Genomic DNA, 18709 nt, shown 5'->3' with positions numbered 1-18709 from the left:
AGTGGGCGAGGTCGACGGGACGGACGAGGCGGCGGGGACGCGGCGGGACGCCGGGGCGACGCGGCGGGACGGCCCCCGGGTGCCGGGGCCGCGGGGTGCGGCGGAGACGCGCCGGGACGGGCAGGGGACGGACGGTGCGTCGCTCATGCGGCTGCCCGCGGACCTCGCCGGACGCTACGAGGCCGTGGCGGAACTCCCCGTGCAGGGCGCGGAATCGGACCTGCTCCTGGTGCGGGACGCGCACGGCGCCGAGCACGTCGCGAAGATCTTCCGCCGGGGCTACCGGGCGGATCGCGACGTGTGGGCGAAGCTGCCGGAACTCGACTCGCCGCACGTCCTGCGCATCCTGGAGACGGGGCACGCCGACGGCCGCGACTACGAGGTGACCGCGTACGCGCCCGACGGGAACCTGCGGGCGCTGATGGACGGGCCGCTGCCGCCGGACGCCGTCGCGGACGTGGCGGCGCAGCTCGCGGACGGCCTGGCGGCGCTGCACCGGGCGGGGATCGTCCATCGCGACCTGAAGCCGGAGAACGTGCTGGTCCTGGGCACCGCGCCACTGCGGCTGGTGATCGCCGACTTCGGGCTGAGCAAGGTACTCGAGCAGAGCGTGGTGTTCGCGTCGTCGTCGCGGACGCTGGCGTACGCGGCGCCGGAGTCGCTGTCGGGCCAGGTGTCGCCCGCGCGGGACTGGTGGTCGCTCGGCATGATCGTCCGGGAGCTGGCGACCGGGCGGGCGCCCTTCCGCGGGCTGAGCGAGACCGTGGTCGTCGACCATCTCGCGACCCGGCCGGTCGGTGCGGACGACGTCGCGGACCCGCGGCTGCGGCTGCTGTGCCGGGGCCTGCTCGCCCGCGACCCGCGCCGGAGGTGGACGGGCGCGGAGGTCGCGGCGTGGCTGGCCGGGGGCTCGCCCCCGGTCGCCGAGGAACCCGACCGCCCCGTCGAGGCCCGGGGGGCCGAGCCGGGGCCGGGCGCCGGTCTGCCCTTCAAGGGACGCCGGTACGCGCGGCGGGACGAACTGGCGCGGGCGCTCGTCGCCGAGTGGGAGCACGCCGCGCAGTACTTCTTCGGGCGCGGGGAGAGCGGTGAGGCGTGGCGGAGCCTGCGCGCCTGGCTCGCGGAGGTCCCCGATGACAGCAGCATCGAGCTGGTCGACGGACGCCTGACCGCGGACCTGGCCCCGGACGTGAAGCTGCTCCACCTGGTGCGGTGGCTGGATCCGGAACTCCCCCCGCACTTCCTCGGCCGCCGCGTGACCGCCGACGACCTGGCCCTCCTCCCCGCCCACGTCGAGAACCGGGGCGCCGATCACCGGGTGGCGTGCGAGCTCGTCCGGGAGCTGTGGCGGCACGGCCTGCTGAAGGAACTGGCGGGCTTCGCGGGCGGCGCCGAACTGGCCGGGGTGGACGGGCAGTGGCGGGCGCACGCGGCGGCGTGGAACGAGCTCGCGGGGTGGATCCGGGCGCAGGACGCGCCGCCGCCGGCGCTGGCGGCGCGGCTGCCGGACGCCGGGGCGGACGACCCGCCGCTGGTGCCGGCCACGCTGCTGGCGCTGGCGGCGGACCCGGCGCGGACGCACCGGAAGCTCGCCGAGGGCGTGGTGCGGGCCCGGGCGGCGGTCGCCGAGCCGGTGCCGTGGTTCGAGTGGCTGGCCGACGGGGCGGGCGACGATCCGCTGCGGCTGCTCGCGGTGATGCTGGCGGCGCCCGAGGCGGCCGTCGAGGTCGAGTCGCGGAAGCGTGCGCGGCGCGCGGAGCGGGAGCGGTCGGCGGCGCAGCGGGCGCAGCGGGACGAGCGCGAGCGCGCCCGGCTCGCGGGGCGGGGGGCGGCCGTGCGGCGGGCCGTCCTGTGGACGCTGCCGCTGCTGCCCGTCTGGCTGTTCGGCAGCTGGATCGTGGGCGAGCTGTTCGCCGGCGATCCGGACGGCGGGCCGGTCGGCGCGGGTTCGATCCAGCGGTCGTCCGGCGTCCCGTTCGGGTTCCTGGCCGTGCTGTCGGTCGTCGTGTGGGCCGCGCAGTGCGGCGTCGAGGTTCTGCTGGCGCGCGCGCAGGGCGCGGACTATCTCCCGCAGGGCCCGTGGGCGATGTTCTCGAAGGTGCTGGGCGCGGGCGGGCGCGGCCTGTCGACGGCGTCGCGGACGGTGTCGGGCGCGGCGCAGCGGACGGGACGGCGGGGCTGCGGGCTGGTGCTGCTCGCCGCGACGATCCCGCTGCTGCTGGTCTTCCTGCTGCTGGCGGCGGTGACGCCGGTCGCGGGCCTGCTGTGGACGCTCGTGCTGATCGCGGCGCCGGTCGCGCACGGCATCGTGGCGGGGGTGCGGTTGAACCGCTGGCGGGAAGTCCGGCGGGGCACGGCGACGGGAGGCGCATGAGCAGCGGAGTCGAGGCCGACATCGCGCTGGACGCGGCGGTCGTGCTGAGCCTCGGGATGAACCGGGTGCTGGGCCGGGGCGCGGGGCTGGCCGGTCGCGGCGCGGAGGCGCTGGCCGCGCTGGCGGAGGGCCGCGCGGAGGCGCGGGCGGCGGCGCTCGCCGAGGTGGAGACGCAGGAACGGGCGCTGCGCGAGGCCGTCGAGCGCAACGCGCGCATCGCCGCGCTCGCCGGTACGCGCGACCGGCTGGGCGCGGCCGCCGAGCTGCCCGCCCCCCTCGAACTCGACGAGGAGAGGCCGGCCGCGGACCTGACGGCGTGGTGCGCGGCGACCGACCGGGCCTTGGACGAGGCCGAGCGGGAGCTGTCGGGCCATGTGGCGGCCGAGGTCACCGCGCAGATCTTCGCCGCGTCCGCCGAGCGGCTGGAAGCCGATCTCGGGCGGCCGGAGCACGCCGCCGAGCAGCCGGATCCGGCCGCTCCGGCGGATTCCGGCGACGTCCGGCGGACGCTCGGACGGGTGCTGGCGCGGCTGCTGCCCGACGCCGGTCCCGCGGAGCGGGCGGCGGTCGCCGAGGCGGCGCGGCTGCTGGCGTCCGCCGCGACGGCCGCGGAGGCCGAGGGCGTCCTGCAGGAGGTGCGGCTGCGGATCCAGGACGCCAACCGCCGCACGCGGGAGCTGCGCGAGGCGCAGCGGCGGCGGGCGGCGGAGGCGGACGCCGCCGCGCAGGCCGCGGCCGAGCGCCGGTACGTGCTCGACTCGATCACCGCGGCGTTCGAGGACCTCGGGTACGAGGTGGAGGGCGGATTCGAGACGCTCACCGCGTCCGGCGGCACGATGGTCCTCACCCGGGGCGCCTGGCCCGACCACAGCGTCCGGATGCGGGTGGACGAGGCGCAGGTGCGGGCCTCGATGACGCGGGAGCGGCCGGCGGAGAGCGAGGACGACCGGCGGGTCGACGCGGAGCGCGAGGCGGAGTGGTGCGCGGCGTTCGAGGCCGCGCGGGCCCGGCTGGCCGAGGCCGGGATCCGGTCCGACGTGGGCTGGCGGCTCGACCCCGGCGTGCGGGAACTGCCGGTGACGGCCGAGTCACGGCACACTAGGGGACGTGCCGAGCGGCGGGAGCGCCGCCGCTCGCACGACCAGTGACGGCGCGGGGCGCCGGCGTGACCGGAGCGGAAGCGGAGTGGAGCGAGCCTGATGAGCATTGATTCGCCGACCCTGGGCGGACGGTTGCAGGGCTGGCCACCGTTCATCCGGGAGCTGGACGCGACACTGTCGGTGCACTCGCAGTACGTCCTGTCGGGGAACCTCTACGACAGCTTCCTCGCGCCGCCCGTGCAGGTCGGGAGCCCGGCGCGGCTGCTGCCGCTGCGCGAGCTGCTGTGGGAGACGCTGCGGGCGAGCGGCGCGTCGTTCATGATCGTGTACGACCCGGTGGACGGGCTGCAGATCTGCCCGGACGACGGCGACGAGCTGTCGGACGAGGCGCGGCGGGACGCCGAACGGCTGCTGGGCCGGCTGAAGCCGGACGACAAGCCGTCCCTGGAGGCGCTGACCCGGCACCTGGCGGCGGTGGCGCGGCCGCAGGACAACGTGCGCGGCGCGTTCGTGATCGACTCGGCGTCCCGGATCGCGCGGACGCCGACCGACCTCGAACCGGCCGAGCGCGACTTCTTCCGGTTCTGCGCGAAGCTGTCGCGGACGGCCCGTCCGGTGCGGGTGGTCGGGGCGCGCCCCAAACCGCTGTACAACCCGGTGGTGTGGCTGGTGGAGCGGCCGGGCGACCTGCCGCCGTGGATGACGGCGGACAACGAGACGATCCGGGAGATCACGATCCCGCGGCCGCACCTGGGCGACCGGCAGGAGACGGCGCGGCTGCTGGCGCGGGCGTTCGGGGTGAGCGACGCCGGTTCGGACGAGACGGCCGCGGCGGCGTGCGACGCGTTCGCCGAGCAGGCGGACGGGCTGACGCTGCAGTCGATGATCGAGGTGACGCGGCTGGCGAAGGAGCGCAACGTCAGCCTGGCGGACCTGCCGGACGCCGTCCGCACCTACAAGCTCGGCGTGCTCGACAACCCGTGGAGCCGCGGGCACCTGCGGCGCCGGGTGCTGGAGGGCGAGAAGCGGGTGCCCGAGCGGGTGATCGGGCAGCCGCAGGCGGTGACGAAGACCCTCGACATCCTCAAGCGGGCGGTGCTCGGCCTGTCGGGGGCGCAGGCGACGCGGTCGGGCAGCCGTCCACGGGGCGTGCTGTTCTTCGCGGGCCCGACCGGAACCGGCAAGACGGAGCTGGCGAAGGCGGTCACCGAGCTGATCTTCGGGGACGAGTCGGCCTACCTGAGGTTCGACATGAGCGAGTTCTCCGGGGAGGGGTCGGGCGACCGGCTGATCGGGGCGCCGCCGGGCTACGTCGGGCACGAGGCCGGCGGCGAGCTGACGAACGCGGTGCGCGAGGACCCGTTCCGGGTGATGCTGTTCGACGAGATCGAGAAGGCGCACCCGCGGATCCTGGACAAGTTCCTGCAGATCCTGGAGGACGGACGGCTCACCGACGGGCGCGGGAACACCGTCCACTTCTCCGAGTCGATCCTGATCTTCACCTCGAACCTCGGGATGTACGTGCCGGGCCGGGACCTGACGACGCCGGGCGCGCAGACGTACGCGTCGCCGAACCGTGTGCAGAACATCACTCCCGGAATGTCGTACGACGAGGTCGCGCAGCGCATCAAGGCCGCGGTCGCCGAGCACTTCACCGAGGTCCTGAACCGGCCGGAGCTGCTGAACCGGTTCGGCGACAACATCGTGGTGTTCGACTTCATCTCCGCCGACGCCGCGGGCCTGATCTTCGACCTGCAGTTCGCGAACATCTGCAAGCGCGTGTCGGAGGAGCACCGGCTCGTCCTGACACTGGACGACGACGCGCTGGACACCCTGCGGGGCTGGTGCACGGCGGAGCTGGACAGCGGCGGCCGCGGCATCGGCATGGCGCTGGAGTCCTACTTCGTCAACCCGCTGGCGCGGGCGCTGTTCGACCGCGAGCTCGTCCCGGACGAGCCCGTCACCGTGTCCGGGATACGCCGGGAGGGCAGTATCGTGCATCTGGACCTCCGGTGACGGGCGGCGGCTCATCGCGAACGCTGCTGCTCGCCAAGGCGCACCATCCGGTGACCGCACTCGGCCCCGGGACCCGCGCCGGCATCTGGACGCAGGGCTGCACGCTGCACTGCCCCGGATGCCTGTCCCGGGACACCTGGGACGCCGATCCGGGCCGGGCCGTGCCCGTCGAGACGATCCTCGGCTGGCTGGCCTCGCTGCCCGGACCGGTGGACGGGCTGACGATCTCGGGCGGTGAACCGTTCCAGCAACCGGCCGCGCTGGCCGCGCTGCTGCGCGGGGTCCGCGCATGGCGGGACGCCCCCACGCGTGAGACGATTAGGTTCGACATATTGGTCTACAGCGGATATGTCTACTCTCGGCTCGCGCGGTCCCGCGAGACTCGGGAGATCCTGGACATGTGCGACGCCGTGATCACGGGCCCATATGTCGACCGGCTCAACCCGAGGGGGCGACACCCCGAGGGCGGCTCCCTACTCTGGAGGGGGTCGGCCAACCAGCGCGTCGTGCCGCTGTCCCCGCTCGGGCGGGAACGGTACGGGGCACTGGCCGGGGTCGGCGAGAACGGGAAGATCGAGGAAGGCGCTGGGCCCAGAGTGCAGGTGTCCGTGGACGAAGGGCCGGAGGGAAGGCGGGTGTACTACATCGGGATCCCGCGAAGGGACGACATGGAGCACCTCACGTCGAGGCTCGAACGCGCCGGCGTACGCTCGGGGGAAGTGTCATGGCGAGCTTGAACTGTCCAGTCTGCGGTGAGCAGTCCCAGCCTGGGGACCTGGTCTGCATGAGCTGCGGCGCGAACCTGGCGCGGGCCGGGGGCGGCCGGCAGGGGCCCGGCGGGTACGACGACCAGTCCCAGATGCCGGGGTCGCAGTACGGCCCGCCGCAGCACGGTGCACCGCCGCAGGGGGGGCCGCCGCACGGCGCACCCCAGCACGGTGCACCCCAGCACGGCGCTCCCCAACACGGCGCTCCCCAACACGGGGCTCCCCAGCACGGGGGGCCGCCGCCGGGTGGCCCGCAGTACCAGCAGGACCAGTACCAGCAGGACCAGTACCAGTACCAGCAGGCTCCCCAGCACCAGGCGCCGCCGCAGCACCAGGCGCCCCAGAACGACCCGTGGGGACCACCGCAGCAGCAGGCCCCCCAGCAGGACCAGTGGGGAGCCTCCCAGCAGCAGGACCAGTGGGGGTCGCCGCAGCAGCAGGCGCCCCAGCAGGACCAGTGGGGCGCGCCGCAGCAGCAGCAGGACCAGTTCGGTCCGCCCGGTCCGCAGAGCGGCGGGCCCGGCGGGATGCAGGCGCCGCCGCAGCACCAGGCGCCCCAGAACGACCCGTGGGGACCACCGCAGCAGCAGGCCCCCCAGCAGGACCAGTGGGGAGCCCCCCAGCAGCAGCCCGGTCCGCCCCAGGACCAGTACGGTCCGCCGCCCGGTCAGGACCAGTTCGGCCCCCGCAGGACCAGTGGGGCGCGCCGCAGCCGCAGCAGGACCAGTTCGGTCCGCCGCCGCAGCCCGACCAGCGGCCGCCGATGCCGCCGCCGCACGGCCGGGAGCAGACGCTCCTGCCGCCGGACCAGCACGGCGGCCCGCAGCACGGGGGCCCGCCGCGCAGCGACAGCACGGCGATGATGTGCCCGTACTGCGAGGCGGTCCTGCCCGGTCCGGGCGCCGCGCAGTGCGACCAGTGCCTGCGGCCGCTGCCGCAGCAGGGCACGCCCGTCCTGCGGATGCTGTTCCCGACGGGCGAGCTGAAGGTGTCGGTGGGCCAGCACCTGGTGCTGGGCCGCGACGCCGGCCAGTCGCCGGTGGCGTCGACGTTCACGCAGTACGACAACGTCTCGCGGCGGCACTCGACGGTGTGGCTCGACCCGTCCGGGACGGCCTGGGTCCGCGACGAGGGCTCCACCAACGGGACGTTCGTCAACGGTGAGCGGCTCCCGCGCGGCGTCGAGGCGCCGCTGAAGAACGGCGACCAGCTCCGCCTGGCCGCCGACGTGACGGGCAACGTCCAGCTCAACTGACGCGGACGAAGGAACGGCCCACGGTTCGTCCGAACCGTGGGCCGTTTCCGTCGCGCCTGCCGTTCGCGCCTGCCGTACGCGCCGGGGCCGGGTCAGCCGGAGCGCTTGCTGCGTGCGCGGGTGCGCTCGCGCTCCTTGGCGTCCAGGACCACCTTCCGGATGCGGACGGCGGCCGGGGTGACCTCGACGCACTCGTCCTCGCGGCAGAACTCCAGCGCCTCCTCCAGGGACAGGGCGCGCGGCGGCGTGAGCCGCTCCAGCTCGTCGCCCGTCGAGGACCGCATGTTCGTGAGCTTCTTCTCCTTCGTGATGTTCACGTCCATGTCGTCGGAGCGGGAGTTCTCCCCGACGATCATGCCCTCGTACACCTCGGTGGTCGGCCCGACGAAGAACGTGCCGCGCTCCTGCAGGTTCGTGATCGCGAACGCGGTCGCGGCGCCCGAGCGGTCGGCGACCAGCGAGCCGGACGGGCGGGTGCGCAGCTCGCCGAACCACGGCTCGTAGCCCTCGAAGACGTGGTGCGCCATGCCGGTGCCCCGCGTCTCGGTCATGAACTCGGTGCGGAAGCCGATCAGGCCGCGCGCCGGGACCAGGAACTCCATCCGCACCCAGCCGGTGCCGTGGTTGGTCATGTGCTCCATGCGGCCCTTGCGGACGGCGAGCAGCTGCGTGACCGCGCCGAGGTGCTCCTCGGGGATGTCGACGGTGAGCCGCTCGACGGGCTCGTGCTTCTTCCCGTCGATCTGCTTGGCGACCACCTGCGGCTTGCCGACCATCAGCTCGTAGCCCTCGCGGCGCATGTTCTCCACGAGGATGGCGAGGGCCAGCTCGCCGCGGCCCTGCACCTCCCAGGCGTCCGGGCGGTCGGTCGGCACCACCCTGATCGACACGTTGCCGACCAGTTCGCGGTCCAGGCGGTCCTTGACGAGGCGGGCGGTGACCTTGGTGCCCTTCTCGCGGCCCGCCATCGGGCCGGTGTTGGTGCCGATCGTCATCGAGATCGCCGGCTCGTCCACCGTGATCAGCGGCAGCGGGCGCGGGTCGTCGGGGTCGGCGATGGTGTCGCCGATCATGATCTCCGGGATGCCGGCGAGGGCGATGATGTCGCCGGGCCCGGCCTCCTCGGCGGGCTTGCGGGTCAGCGCCTCGGTCATCAGCAGCTCGGTGATCTTGACGCGCTCGACGCTGCCGTCGCGGCGGCACCACGCGACCTGCTGGCCCTTCTTGATCGTCCCGGCGTGCACCCGGCACAGCGCGATCCGGCCGAGGTAGCTGGACGCGTCCAGGTTCGTCACGTGCGCCTGCAGCGGCGCGTCGGGGTCGTAGGACGGCGCCGGGATCGTCTCGGTGATGACCTTGAACAGCGGCTCGAGGTCCTCGCTGTCGGGCAGCTCGCCGTCGCCGGGCTTGTTCGAGGAGGCCCGGCCGGCCCGCCCCGAGGCGTACACGATCGGGAAGTCGATCTGCTCCTCGTCTGCGTCGAGGTCCATGAACAGCTCGTAGGTCTCGTCGACGACCTCGTCGATGCGGGCGTCCGGCCGATCGGTCTTGTTCACGACTAGGATCACCGGGAGCCGCGCGGCGAGCGCCTTGCGCAGCACGAACCGGGTCTGCGGCAGCGGCCCCTCGCTGGCGTCCACGAGCAGGACGACCCCGTCCACCATCGACAGGCCGCGCTCGACCTCGCCGCCGAAGTCGGCGTGGCCGGGCGTGTCGATGATGTTGATGGTCAGCCCGTTGTGCCGGACGGCGGTGTTCTTCGCGAGGATGGTGATGCCCTTCTCGCGCTCCAGGTCGTTGGAGTCCATGACCCGGTCGTCGACGTCCTGGTTCTCGCGGAAGGCACCGGACTGCCAGAGCATGGCGTCGACCAGCGTCGTCTTGCCGTGGTCGACGTGGGCGACGATCGCGACGTTCCGGAGGTCGTCGCGCGTGGAGATGGGCATGCGGTCTCGCCTTGCGTGAGAGTTCGGGAGTCGCCGCAGACGTGCGGCAGCCCCAGTCTACTTGCCGCTGTCCGGTTCCTGCCGTACTCGACGCCATCCAGGGGGCCGCGAACCACCTCGAGCGTGGTGATCCGTACCATGAATCACTTAAACCTCGAGTGGCGAACTTTGCTCAATGTTTGTAATCTCCCGGTGATCCGGCCGTCGAGAACCGGCCGTCGATGAGAGGAGACCCCGGCTTGACACCGGACCACCTCCGGCGCGGGCGCGCCCGTCGAGGAATGGCGCCCGCCGCCGCGGCGACACTGCTGCTGGTCACCCTCGGGTCCACCGCGCCGGCCGCGCACGCCGACCCCACCCCCGCGCGATCCGGCTCCCCCGCTCCGCTCCCGACCACGGTCGAAGGGCTGAAGAAGGAGCTGGACAAGCTGCAGGAAGAGGCGGCGATCCTCACCGAGCAGTACAACAAGACCCGCGTCGATCTGAAGGCCGCGAAGAAGGCCGAGCAGGACGCCGCCAGGAAGGCCGCCGCGCTGCGGGCGCAGGCCGAACCGGCCCGCAAGCGGCTCGGCGAGATCGCCGCCGCCAACTACAAGGGCGGCCGCCCGGACGTCCTGTTCATGATCGACGGCACTGCGGAGGGGCTCGCCGCGTCGGCCTACCTGGCGCAGCGCCAGGTGGACACCGTCGCGGCCCTGGAGAAGCAGGTCGGGCAGGCCGAGGCCGCCGAGAAGGCCGCGCAGGCCAAGACCACCGAGGTCGAGAAGGCCGCCGAGACGTCCGAGGAGGCCCGCGGGCGCGCCAAGGCCAAGGTCGACGAGGTGCTCAAGCGGCTCGAGAAGCTGACGACCACCAACGTCTACAGCCCCCGCACCGGCCTCAAGGCCGCCGTGAAGGGCACCGGCCTGCCCGCCGAGATGGCCCGCAAGGCCGTCGCCAAGCTCGGCGCCCCGTACGTGTGGGCCGCCGCCGGACCGAGCAGCTTCGACTGCTCCGGCCTGGTCGTCTGGGCGTACGCGCAGGTCGGCAAGTCCGGGCTGCCCCACTACACCGGCTCCCTGTACGGGCTGGGCACCAAGGTGTCGCGGAGCGAGCTCCGCTCGGGCGACCTGGTCTACTTCGGCAGTAATCTGCATCACATGGGGATCTACCTCAGCGACGGCAAGTACCTGCACGCGCCGCAGACCGGAGATGTGGTGAAGATCTCCCGCCTGTCGGAGCGGTCGGACTACGCCGGCGCCAACCGGATCGGCTGACCCTCAGCCGAGGCCCTCCCGGGCGAACACGTCGATGACCGGCCGGTCGCCCGGGAGCCACGCCACCTCGTACAGTTCCGCGGGGGCGAGCCAGCGCAGCGCGAGATGCTCCAGGGCCCGCGGCTCGCCCTCGACGATCGCCGCCGTCCAGACGCGCAGGACGGCGCGCTCGCTCAGCCGCCAGTCGCCGCCGATCCGGCGGCCCGGCCGCACCTTGATCGCCAGTTCCTCGTGGCATTCCCGGACGAGCGCGTCGGTGTCGGACTCGCCGGGATCGACCTTGCCACCGGGCAGTTCCCAGCCGCCCGCCATGTGGGCCGGCTCGGCCCGCTGGGCGGCCAGCAGCCGCCCGTCCGCGATGATCGCCGCACCCACCACGATCAGGTCGATCGCAACCAGCCCCTCTCCCGTTTCACTCTAGGACGGCCGCCCCCGCGCGGTCGGTTCCGCCCGTGCCACCGCCCGTCCCGGCGCGGACGTCCTCGACCAGCCGCGTCGCCTCCCGGACGATCTCCTCCAGGTGGTCGCCGTGGGCGCCGCGCCAGTACACCTGCCCGCACCGCTCGCAGCGCCCGTAGACGTCGTAGCTGCGGCGCGTGCCCGCCTCCAGGTCGCGTTCGATCTCGGTCTTGTCGACCTGGACGAGCGCGCCGTTGCAGGCGGTGCAGCGCGTCCACGGCCGCAGCACGGGCGCGAACCGCTCGAGCATGTCGCGGAGCTGCCCGTCCGGCTTCGGCCCGCGCACGTACGCGCCGAACCACAGCGCGCGGCGCCGCAGCAGCCCCCGGTCCTGGGTGAGCAGGACCCGGCGCTCCTCGTTGGCCTGCACGACGAGCGCGGGGTCGTCCATGTCGTTGTGGTAGGCCGTGTCGAGCCCCAGCAGCCGCATCCGGCGCGCCAGCGTGCCCAGGTGCACGTCCAGCAGGAACCGCGGGGCGAGCTGCCCGGACTCCAGCGGCACCGGCTGCGGGCGCGGGACGGACCGCACCAGCACCTCGTCGCCGTCGGCCGGGCGCGTCGCGGCGTCCACCGGTTCCCCGCCGATCGTCATCGGGCCGGCCTCGGGCAGCGGCACGCCGAGCGACTCCACCAGATGCCCCAGCGTCGACGTCCCGTCGTAGGGGACGCGCCGGACCGGCTCCCGCCGGGCGGCGGGCAGGAACATCAGCAGTTCGTCGGCGACTCGGATGGTTATCTCGGCGTCCACGCGGGCCAGCATGCCACGCGGCACCCCCATTTCCGTCCGATTTATCCGTCCCGGCCGGTCGTCACGACCCCTCGGCCGCCGCGAGCTGCCGCTGCAGTTCCGGCTTGGCCAGCGGGCGCGTCGAGCCGATCCAGTCGGAACGCTCGTACGACTGGACGGCGATCGCGGGAACGCACGTCGAACACCGCGCGACGATCATTTTGCCCTTCGAGATGACCATTCCGACATGCCCCGGGTTGTTCGAGGACGTTCCCGGACCGGAGTTGAAGAACACCAGGTCACCCGGTTGTTCCTTACCTTTCTCGATCTTTTTGCCGAACGGCCACTGCTGGAACGTCGTCCGCGGGATCGACAGGCCCACCTGCCGGTAGGCCGCCTGGAGGAGGCTGGAGCAGTCCCAGGCGTCCGGGCCGTTCGCACCGAACACGTACGGCTTGCCGCGCTGCGCCATCGCGAAGTCGATGATCTCCTTGACCACACCGTCGACCCCGGCCGGCAGCTCGTTGTCCTCGCAGTTCACGCCGTTGCTCTGGACGACCTCGAACTCGCCGCCCGCGTACTTCCCGGCCCAGTCCAGGACGAGGTCCACGTAGTCCCACGAGTGGTTGTAGGCGAAGATCGCGTCCCGCATCCGCTCCGGCGCCCCGCTCGCCTTCAGGTACGCGGCGGCCGACGGGATCGCGTCCACCGGGTCGTAGCGGTCCTTCTTCCCGTCGTCGTCGCCGTCGACCCCGTACGACCGGAACGTCGCGGCGAGGAACTGCATCGGGCCGCCCGCACCCGCGTAGTTCTCCCCGCTGCGCACGCCCGGCAGCGTCGACCGTCCATGGTCGGTCTCGACCTTCCCCACGGCGGCGAGGACGTTCCACGGGATCCCGTACTCCTCGCCCGCGCCCTGATACAGCTCCAGGAACGCGCCCGGGATCGCCTCCGCGTCGCCCCCGGCGGCGGGCTGCGCCCCCGCCTCCGACACGTCCGTGCACCGGGAGCCCGCCCCGCCGCCGAACATGAACTGGCTCGCCCCGAACAGCACCGGGACGAAGATCAGTGCGACGAACAGCAGGCCCGCCGCGCCCAGCGCCCCGGCGAGCAGCAGCCGCCGCGCCGTCATCCGGTGTCACCCGCCTGACCGGCGTCCGCCGGCTCGAACGCGTACACCCGCAGTGCTCCGCCGTCCCGCACCACCGTCACCGCCCACCGCTTGTCCTCGCTGGTCTCCTTGCCCCCCGCGGTGACCCGCTGCGTGCCGGTCACCAGAAAGATGATCGAGTTGTCGCCGATGTCGCGGACCTGGTCCAGCGACGCCGTCCCCGTCGCGACCGTGCGGTCCTCCCGGCGCTTGGCGATCAGCCCCGCCGAGGAGTGGCCGCCGACGAGTTCCGCGCGCAACTGCTCGGTGGCGAGCCCGGACATCCGCTCGGCGTACTTCCGCGGCTCCTCGTCGTACCGGTACGTCGCGTGCGCGGCCACGAACTTCTGCGCCACCTCGGCGGCCGTCGCGAACTCCGTCCGGGAGAACGGCAGCAGCCGGTAGACGTCGAAGTCCTCCGGGTTCACGGCCGTCCGGATTCCGGGCGGCGGCGACGCGGGCGCCGTCGGCCGGGTCGCCGCGGCCGTGGGCCGCCGCTCCTCCGGCTCGCCGGACGCCCGCTCGGGCCCGGCGACCGTCAGGTAGACGCCGATCGCGGCGAGCGCCGCCACCAGTCCCGCGAAGACGATCTTGCGTTGCCGATCGTCGAGGTTCATCACTCGTCCCGGCCCGGCTCACCGGACGGGCCTTCGGCGGGACGCAGCCAGAACGGCATCGGCGGCTCGGCGCCCGGCGAGCGCCGGCCCCACAGCGGCGGGGGCGCCTGCCCGCCCGACCCCGCACCGGGCGCCGGGGCACCGCCACCGCCGCCCGCACCCGCGCGCGGCCTGGGCACGTTCGACGCCGGGCCGCCACCGGACCGCCCGGAACCGCCACCGGACCCGCCCGACCCGCCCGAGCCGCGGGCGGGTGCGGAGCCGCCGCCCGAGCCGCCGCCGCGCTGCGGCGCGCCGCCGCCCGACCGTCCGCCGCCGCTCGAGGCGCTCTTGCCGCCGCCCGTCCACGAGGTCGGGCGCGGCGTGCCCCGTCCTGTGCCGCCGCTGCCGTTGCCGCCACCGCCGCCGGCCGCCGATCCGCCGCCGTCCGAGCGGCCGCGCGTCCCGGAGCCACCGCCGGGCCGAGCCACGATCAGGCCGCCCGCGCCGCCTCCCGAACCGCCGCCGGTGTCGCCGCCGTCCGCCGCGGCGGCGTCCCGTCCCGCGCGGGACGGCAGGTTCAGCGGGGGCGCGCCGCGCCGCGACCGTCCCTGCGCCGCCGTCCCGGCGCCGCCGCGCGGCTTCGCCGCCAGCACCGGCGCCTCCTCCGGCGACGCGCCCTCGCCCGCACCGGCGCCCGCACCGCCCGCCCGGCGGTCGGCCAGGGCGCCGGTACCGGCCTGCCCGTCGGCGCCGCCCTGCCCGGCCGCGCCGTTCTCCGCGGCCGCGTCACCCTTGCCGCGGCGGCCGCCCAGCCGGTACCCGGCGGCGCCCGGCACCACCGCGCCCGCGACGGCCGTCGTGTTCTTGCGGGCCTCGGCCACGGACTTGTCCAGGTGCGCCTCGCTCTTGTCCCGCGAGCCGACCGCCGAGTAGCCGACGGCCGAGAACAGATGCTGGAAGGGTTTGCGGTACACGAACGCGGCGCCCGTCACCAGCGCGATGAGCATCACCTGCAGGCCCCAGGGCAGCGTCTCACCGAGGATCAGCCCGTACGCCCACAGCAGCAGCGACAGCACGCCGATCAGCGCCGCCTGCTTCAGCAGCATCGACAGCAGCAGTTCCAGCCAGCGGACGGCGATCACCCGGCCGATGCCCGGATGGATCCCGATCCCGAGGAAGATCGGCCCCGCCACCAGCAGCAGCAGGAACGCGATCTTCACCACGATCAGCGCGATCGCGATCACCAGGATGAGCAGCCCCGCGACCAGCGCCGCGAACAGCGCCCCGAAGGCGACCGCCAGGCGGTTCTGCCAGTTCTTCCCCTGGAACAGCGAGTAGGTCTCGGGGTGGTTCTCCTTGATGTTGGAGGCGACGTCCTTGTAGGCGTCCGCCTTCGCCTCCATGTCGACGTCCTCGGAGCCGTACGTCTCCGGCAACCCGACGGCCTGCGACCACAGCAACTTGTCGGCGTTGTCCTGGACGATCTTCGCTTCCGGGTCCGTCGTGCCGAACTCGCCCTGGAGCCACGGCTTGCAGACCAGCGCCACCCACAGCTTGTTCGCGTTGCGCGTGGTCGCGTCCAGGTCGGCCGACTCGGACGGATCCGGGTCGCCCTCCGGGCGGGGGATACAGACCCCGCCGTTCGTATCGCTCTGCGGCAACGCCGCGTTGAACGCCGCGCTCGTCGCCTCCGACACCTTCGTTCCGAGCGTGGTGAAGTCCGCGGGCCGCGCGACCAGCCAGATCAGCGCCACCATCGCGGCGACCATCCACACCACGCCCTCGGTGACCTTGCTGGCGCGCCGCCGGACGAGCCCCCACCAGGCCAGCCAGATCGCACCGAGGATGACCACCCACGACCAGTAGCGGGCGTTGAACGTCTCGCCGACGCCGCTGATGACGTCGTCCACCGTGTCCTTCAGCCAGCCCAGCAGCGACTCGGACGCCGCCGACTGGTACACGCTGATCGTCGTCCGGTCGATCGCCCGGACCAGCGTGAACGTGGTGTTGGCGAGGGCGTTGCCCATCATCGCCATCGCGTCCGAGCAGCCCATGTCGACCGCGTACCACGTCTGCCCGGCGGTGCCGTACCGGTCGTAGTAGGTCAGGTCCTCGACCGGTTCGGCCTGCAGTTCCTTGCTGGGATAGCCGGGTGGCTTGATGAGCCCGTCCGCGCCCGTCCCGTACTGCTCGGGGGGTGGGTTGTCAGCGGGACGGCAGGAGTCGTTGACGCTCGGCAGCGGAATCGCCGAGGCCGTCGGCGTCATGGGGCTGAGCATCAGCACCGCCATGATCGTCAACAGGATCGCGGACCGGCGCGTCCGCGGACGGCGACGGCGGGTGCGGCGGCCGCGGCGCGCGTCCAGGACGGACGGGTCCAGCCCCGCCTCCGGTGAACGCTGCAGGCGGGACGTCCGGTGGCGGGGGCTGTTCATCGACCGACCTCCTCGGTCTCGGCCCCCGCGACGGTGAGTTCGGACGACCTCGGCCTCGACCGGGTCGGGTTGGTGTCCAGCCAACGCTGCAGTTCCTCGGAGATCAGGTCGACGCCGATGCGTCCCGCACGGCCATCGAGGTCACGGAAGATGCATTCGCCGTTGCCGAGGTTGCGGAGCACGGCCTTGTGCTCGTCCGACGCCTCCACCCCGAGAAGCGCCATGACGTTGCCGACCTCCACCCGCTCTGTGGAGCGGAAGGAGAACACCGAGGACAGGCAGTTCGTCACCTGCTCGTTCAGCAGGTCCCCCGCGTTCTGGGAGACCAGGATCAATGCGGTGTTGCGGGAGCGGCCCATCCGCGACACCTCGGGGATCAGCTTGGCCCCCTCGGGCGTCGACGTGACGGCCCACGCCTCGTCCAGGAAGATCGCCTTGGGCAGCCGGCGGTCGAGCCCGTGCATGAGCCGCCGCGCGAACTGCGACACCAGGTACATCAGCGCCACCGACAGCCGCTGCTCGTAGGAGTAGTCCTCCCGCGCGATGGTGACGTCGGGGAGGGTCAGCCCGCCGAGGGTGAACACGGTCGTCCAGCCCTCGGTGTCGATGCGCTCGCCGCCGGACGGGTCGAAGCACAGCCGCGCGAGCCGCATCTCCGACATCGACCGCAGCACCGCGCCGAGGTTCTTCGACGCCGGGTCGTCCGACGCCTCCAGGTGGTCCACGACCCGTCCGAGGGACGGCCGCTCGGCGTTCGCGACCGCGCCCACCGCCTGGATCATCGCGGACTCGCGCTCCTCCGACATGCGCGGCAGCAGCAGCCGCAGCGTCTCGGTCGCCATCGTCTTCATGGTGGCCAGGTCGTCGCCGAACGAGAACGGGTCGAGCAGGCCGGGCGCCGCCGCCCCCAGCGGCAGGATCCGCGCCCGGCGGCCCCGCGCCTTCAGCAGCTCGACGAGCGTCTCCGCGTCGCCCTTCGGGTCGATCGCCGCGATCGTCACCCCGCGCAGCGCCATCTGGTAGATGAGCAGCAGCGCGAGGGTCGTCTTGCCGCCGCCGGGCTCGCCGGTGATCGCGACGGCCGTCGGACGGTTCCGGGCCGCCGCGACGAGCGGATCGAAGTGGACGATCGAACGCGCCCGGCCGAGCGTCTCCCCGATGTACGGGCCGATCCAGCCCTCCTGCGCGTCGTCCGGACGGTCGCCGAGGTCGACGGTCGCGACGGGCATGCCGCCCGCGATCGTCCGCAGCGGCTGCCGCTGCGCGTACGCGTTCAGCCGGATCCGGTCGCCCGGCAGCGACTCCATGAAGAGGGAGAACTGGTCGCCGGTCGAGTTCACGACGTCGATGCCGATGTCGCGGTAGTGCTCCACCACCGCGTCGACGCGCTGGGCCAGCAGGTCCGCGGTCGGCGCCGACACGATCAGCCGGTGCCACCCGTACACGAACGGCAGCCGCTCCTTGGTGATGCCGTGCTCCAGCATCCGCGCCGCGTCGATCTGCTCCGCCAGCGCGATCGGCGCCTCCGCGCCCGCCTCCCGGATGTGCTGGTCCATGTCCCGGGCATGGGCGAGCTTGCGCGACACGTCCTTGGACGCCTTCGCCGGCGGGATCAGCTTCATCCGCGCGCTGATCTCGACGGGGAACGGCAGCGCGTCCGAGTAGTGGAACCACGGCTCGCCGTCGGGGAACGGCATCATGTCCGGGAACCGCGCGAACGACAGGTACGCGACGTACGACGCGGCCGTCGCACCGCCGCCCGCGCCGTGGTTCGGCTGCTCGACCCGCAGGTACGAGCGGCCGTTGTGGATCGCGCCCTCCACCAGCGACTCGATCTCGCCCTTGCCCCAGGTGCGCCGCGGCACCGCCGACGGCGGCGGGTCCGCGAGCGACCCGGTCACCGCGTGCTGGAACAGCCACGCCACCTCCGTCGAGGTCGCGTGCCGGGCGTAGAGGGCCGAACCGCCCAGCGCCCGTCCGATCCGCTCCGCCTGCTCCGTCCAGCGGCCGATCTCCCGCTTGTCGATCGCGTCGTCGTGCACGCCGAGGACGTTCTCGCTGCGCTTGTAGAACCTGAGGAGCTGCGACAGGACGCCGCCGGACAGGTTCGCGCCCATCCCCCGCTGCCCGAGCCGCACCCCGAGGTAGACCTCCTTGGTCCAGAAGGCCTTGGACCACACGTGGGCGTAGGTCTCCTCCAGGTACTCGTGCCACCCCGGGCCGCCGTCGGACGTCCGGTCCAGCGCGAGCGCCCAGTCCGCCGCGGGATACGTCCGGTGCGCGATCCGCAGGTGGATCTCCGCGTCCTGCATCCGGATGCCCGCCAGCGCGATCGTCACGTTGGTGGCGAGCGCCTCGCGCTCCTCCCCGGTGGTGAACTCGTACGAGACCGTCGGCAACCGGAAGTACGCCCAGGCCGCGTTGTCGGTGAGCAGCACCCGGTCGTCGAAGTACCGCACGGCCAGCCGGCTGGACTTGCTCATGCCGCCCTCCCGACTCCGGTCCCACCGACTGATTCTCCCGATCCGCGCCATCTCCCGTAGGGATGCCGGAGAGAGTGTTCTTGATCCGGACGGTCAGCAACGTCAGTCGCCCCCGCCATGGACGTCTCCGCTCGGTGCCCGC

At 73.4% G+C, this 18709-nt stretch carries 14 protein-coding genes; 7 read left to right on the top strand and 7 right to left on the bottom strand.

All coding sequences use genetic code 11. From position 1 onward, the window contains the following. Window position 1 precedes the first annotated feature (1 nt). The 6 genes from F7P10_RS30745 to F7P10_RS30720 are packed head-to-tail and all read left to right on the top strand — an operon-like array spanning window position 2 to window position 7512. Window positions 2–2374 carry a serine/threonine-protein kinase gene (locus tag F7P10_RS30745; protein WP_151014601.1) on the top strand — a complete coding sequence of 791 codons (2373 nt, stop codon included), beginning with the start codon at window positions 2–4 and terminating at the stop codon, window positions 2372–2374. Next, window positions 2371–3522, top strand: a complete 1152-nt coding sequence (locus tag F7P10_RS30740; RefSeq protein ID WP_151014599.1) for a response regulator receiver protein — start codon at window positions 2371–2373, stop codon at window positions 3520–3522. The genes F7P10_RS30745 and F7P10_RS30740 overlap by 4 nt, the downstream gene beginning before the upstream one ends. Window positions 3523–3573: 51 nt before the next feature. Continuing rightward, entirely contained in the window at window positions 3574–5490 is a 1917-nt protein-coding gene (locus tag F7P10_RS30735; RefSeq protein WP_151014597.1) for an AAA family ATPase, read from the top strand. Continuing rightward, entirely contained in the window at window positions 5487–6227 is a 741-nt protein-coding gene (locus tag F7P10_RS30730) for a 4Fe-4S single cluster domain-containing protein (protein WP_151014595.1), read from the top strand. The genes F7P10_RS30735 and F7P10_RS30730 overlap by 4 nt, the downstream gene beginning before the upstream one ends. A gap of 47 nt (window positions 6228–6274) precedes the next feature. Next, a complete protein-coding gene (locus F7P10_RS30725; protein WP_151014594.1) occupies window positions 6275–7120 on the top strand; it encodes a hypothetical protein in 846 nt (281 codons plus the stop codon). After that, window positions 7117–7512, top strand: a complete 396-nt coding sequence (locus F7P10_RS30720) for an FHA domain-containing protein (RefSeq protein WP_176611723.1) — start codon at window positions 7117–7119, stop codon at window positions 7510–7512. The genes F7P10_RS30725 and F7P10_RS30720 overlap by 4 nt, the downstream gene beginning before the upstream one ends. Window positions 7513–7604: 92 nt before the next feature. On the opposite strand, the gene typA is transcribed toward F7P10_RS30720, so the two are convergent. After that, the gene (gene typA / locus F7P10_RS30715) at window positions 7605–9458 is read right to left on the bottom strand and encodes a translational GTPase TypA (RefSeq protein WP_151014590.1); all 1854 of its coding nucleotides are present in this window, start codon (window positions 9456–9458) and stop codon (window positions 7605–7607) included. Window positions 9459–9697: 239 nt separating this feature from the next. Between typA and F7P10_RS30710 the strand changes: the two genes are divergently transcribed. Beyond that, on the top strand, window positions 9698–10714 hold the full coding sequence (locus F7P10_RS30710; RefSeq protein WP_254716112.1) for an NlpC/P60 family protein: 1017 nt from the start codon (window positions 9698–9700) through the stop codon (window positions 10712–10714). 3 nt (window positions 10715–10717) lie between these two features. Here F7P10_RS30710 and F7P10_RS30705 read toward each other — a convergent pair whose 3' ends face one another. The 6 genes from F7P10_RS30705 to F7P10_RS30680 form a co-directional block, all read right to left on the bottom strand. After that, on the bottom strand, window positions 10718–11089 hold the full coding sequence (locus tag F7P10_RS30705) for a (deoxy)nucleoside triphosphate pyrophosphohydrolase (RefSeq protein ID WP_254716821.1): 372 nt from the start codon (window positions 11087–11089) through the stop codon (window positions 10718–10720). 37 nt (window positions 11090–11126) lie between these two features. Next, window positions 11127–11879, bottom strand: coding sequence for a Mut7-C ubiquitin/RNAse domain-containing protein (locus F7P10_RS30700; RefSeq protein WP_254716820.1), 753 nt, complete (start codon window positions 11877–11879; stop codon window positions 11127–11129). Window positions 11880–11982: 103 nt separating this feature from the next. Then, entirely contained in the window at window positions 11983–13032 is a 1050-nt protein-coding gene (locus F7P10_RS30695) for a bifunctional lytic transglycosylase/C40 family peptidase (RefSeq protein WP_151014586.1), read from the bottom strand. Next, complete coding sequence (locus F7P10_RS30690) at window positions 13029–13667, bottom strand: hypothetical protein (RefSeq protein ID WP_151014584.1); 639 nt, start codon at window positions 13665–13667, stop codon at window positions 13029–13031. Before F7P10_RS30690 ends, F7P10_RS30695 begins: the two co-directional genes overlap by 4 nt. After that, window positions 13667–16084, bottom strand: a complete 2418-nt coding sequence (locus F7P10_RS45170; protein ID WP_151014583.1) for a type IV secretion system protein — start codon at window positions 16082–16084, stop codon at window positions 13667–13669. Before F7P10_RS45170 ends, F7P10_RS30690 begins: the two co-directional genes overlap by 1 nt. After that, the gene (locus tag F7P10_RS30680; RefSeq protein WP_151014581.1) at window positions 16081–18567 is read right to left on the bottom strand and encodes an ATP-binding protein; all 2487 of its coding nucleotides are present in this window, start codon (window positions 18565–18567) and stop codon (window positions 16081–16083) included. Before F7P10_RS30680 ends, F7P10_RS45170 begins: the two co-directional genes overlap by 4 nt. Between the last annotated feature and the right edge of the window lie 142 nt (window positions 18568–18709).

This window comes from Actinomadura sp. WMMB 499, assembly GCF_008824145.1.
Lineage (GTDB): Bacteria > Actinomycetota > Actinomycetes > Streptosporangiales > Streptosporangiaceae > Spirillospora.
Note: the sequence above shows the minus strand (reverse complement) of the source record. Positions and strands in the feature narration are given on the sequence as shown.

Bases quoted from the DNA above. Each gene is read 5' to 3' on its own strand.
- F7P10_RS30725 (WP_151014594.1), top strand. From the start codon at position 6,275: ATGAGCTGCGGCGCGAACCTGGCGCGGGCCGGGGGCGGCCGGCAGGGG.
- typA (WP_151014590.1), bottom strand. From the start codon at position 9,458: ATGCCCATCTCCACGCGCGACGACCTCCGGAACGTCGCGATCGTCGCC.
- F7P10_RS30695 (WP_151014586.1), bottom strand. From the start codon at position 13,032: ATGACGGCGCGGCGGCTGCTGCTCGCCGGGGCGCTGGGCGCGGCGGGC.
- F7P10_RS30735 (WP_151014597.1), top strand. From the start codon at position 3,574: ATGAGCATTGATTCGCCGACCCTGGGCGGACGGTTGCAGGGCTGGCCA.
- F7P10_RS45170 (WP_151014583.1), bottom strand. From the start codon at position 16,084: ATGAACAGCCCCCGCCACCGGACGTCCCGCCTGCAGCGTTCACCGGAG.
- F7P10_RS30690 (WP_151014584.1), bottom strand. From the start codon at position 13,667: ATGAACCTCGACGATCGGCAACGCAAGATCGTCTTCGCGGGACTGGTG.
- F7P10_RS30720 (WP_176611723.1), top strand. From the start codon at position 7,117: ATGATGTGCCCGTACTGCGAGGCGGTCCTGCCCGGTCCGGGCGCCGCG.
- F7P10_RS30740 (WP_151014599.1), top strand. From the start codon at position 2,371: ATGAGCAGCGGAGTCGAGGCCGACATCGCGCTGGACGCGGCGGTCGTG.
- F7P10_RS30700 (WP_254716820.1), bottom strand. From the start codon at position 11,879: ATGTTCCTGCCCGCCGCCCGGCGGGAGCCGGTCCGGCGCGTCCCCTAC.
- F7P10_RS30680 (WP_151014581.1), bottom strand. From the start codon at position 18,567: ATGAGCAAGTCCAGCCGGCTGGCCGTGCGGTACTTCGACGACCGGGTG.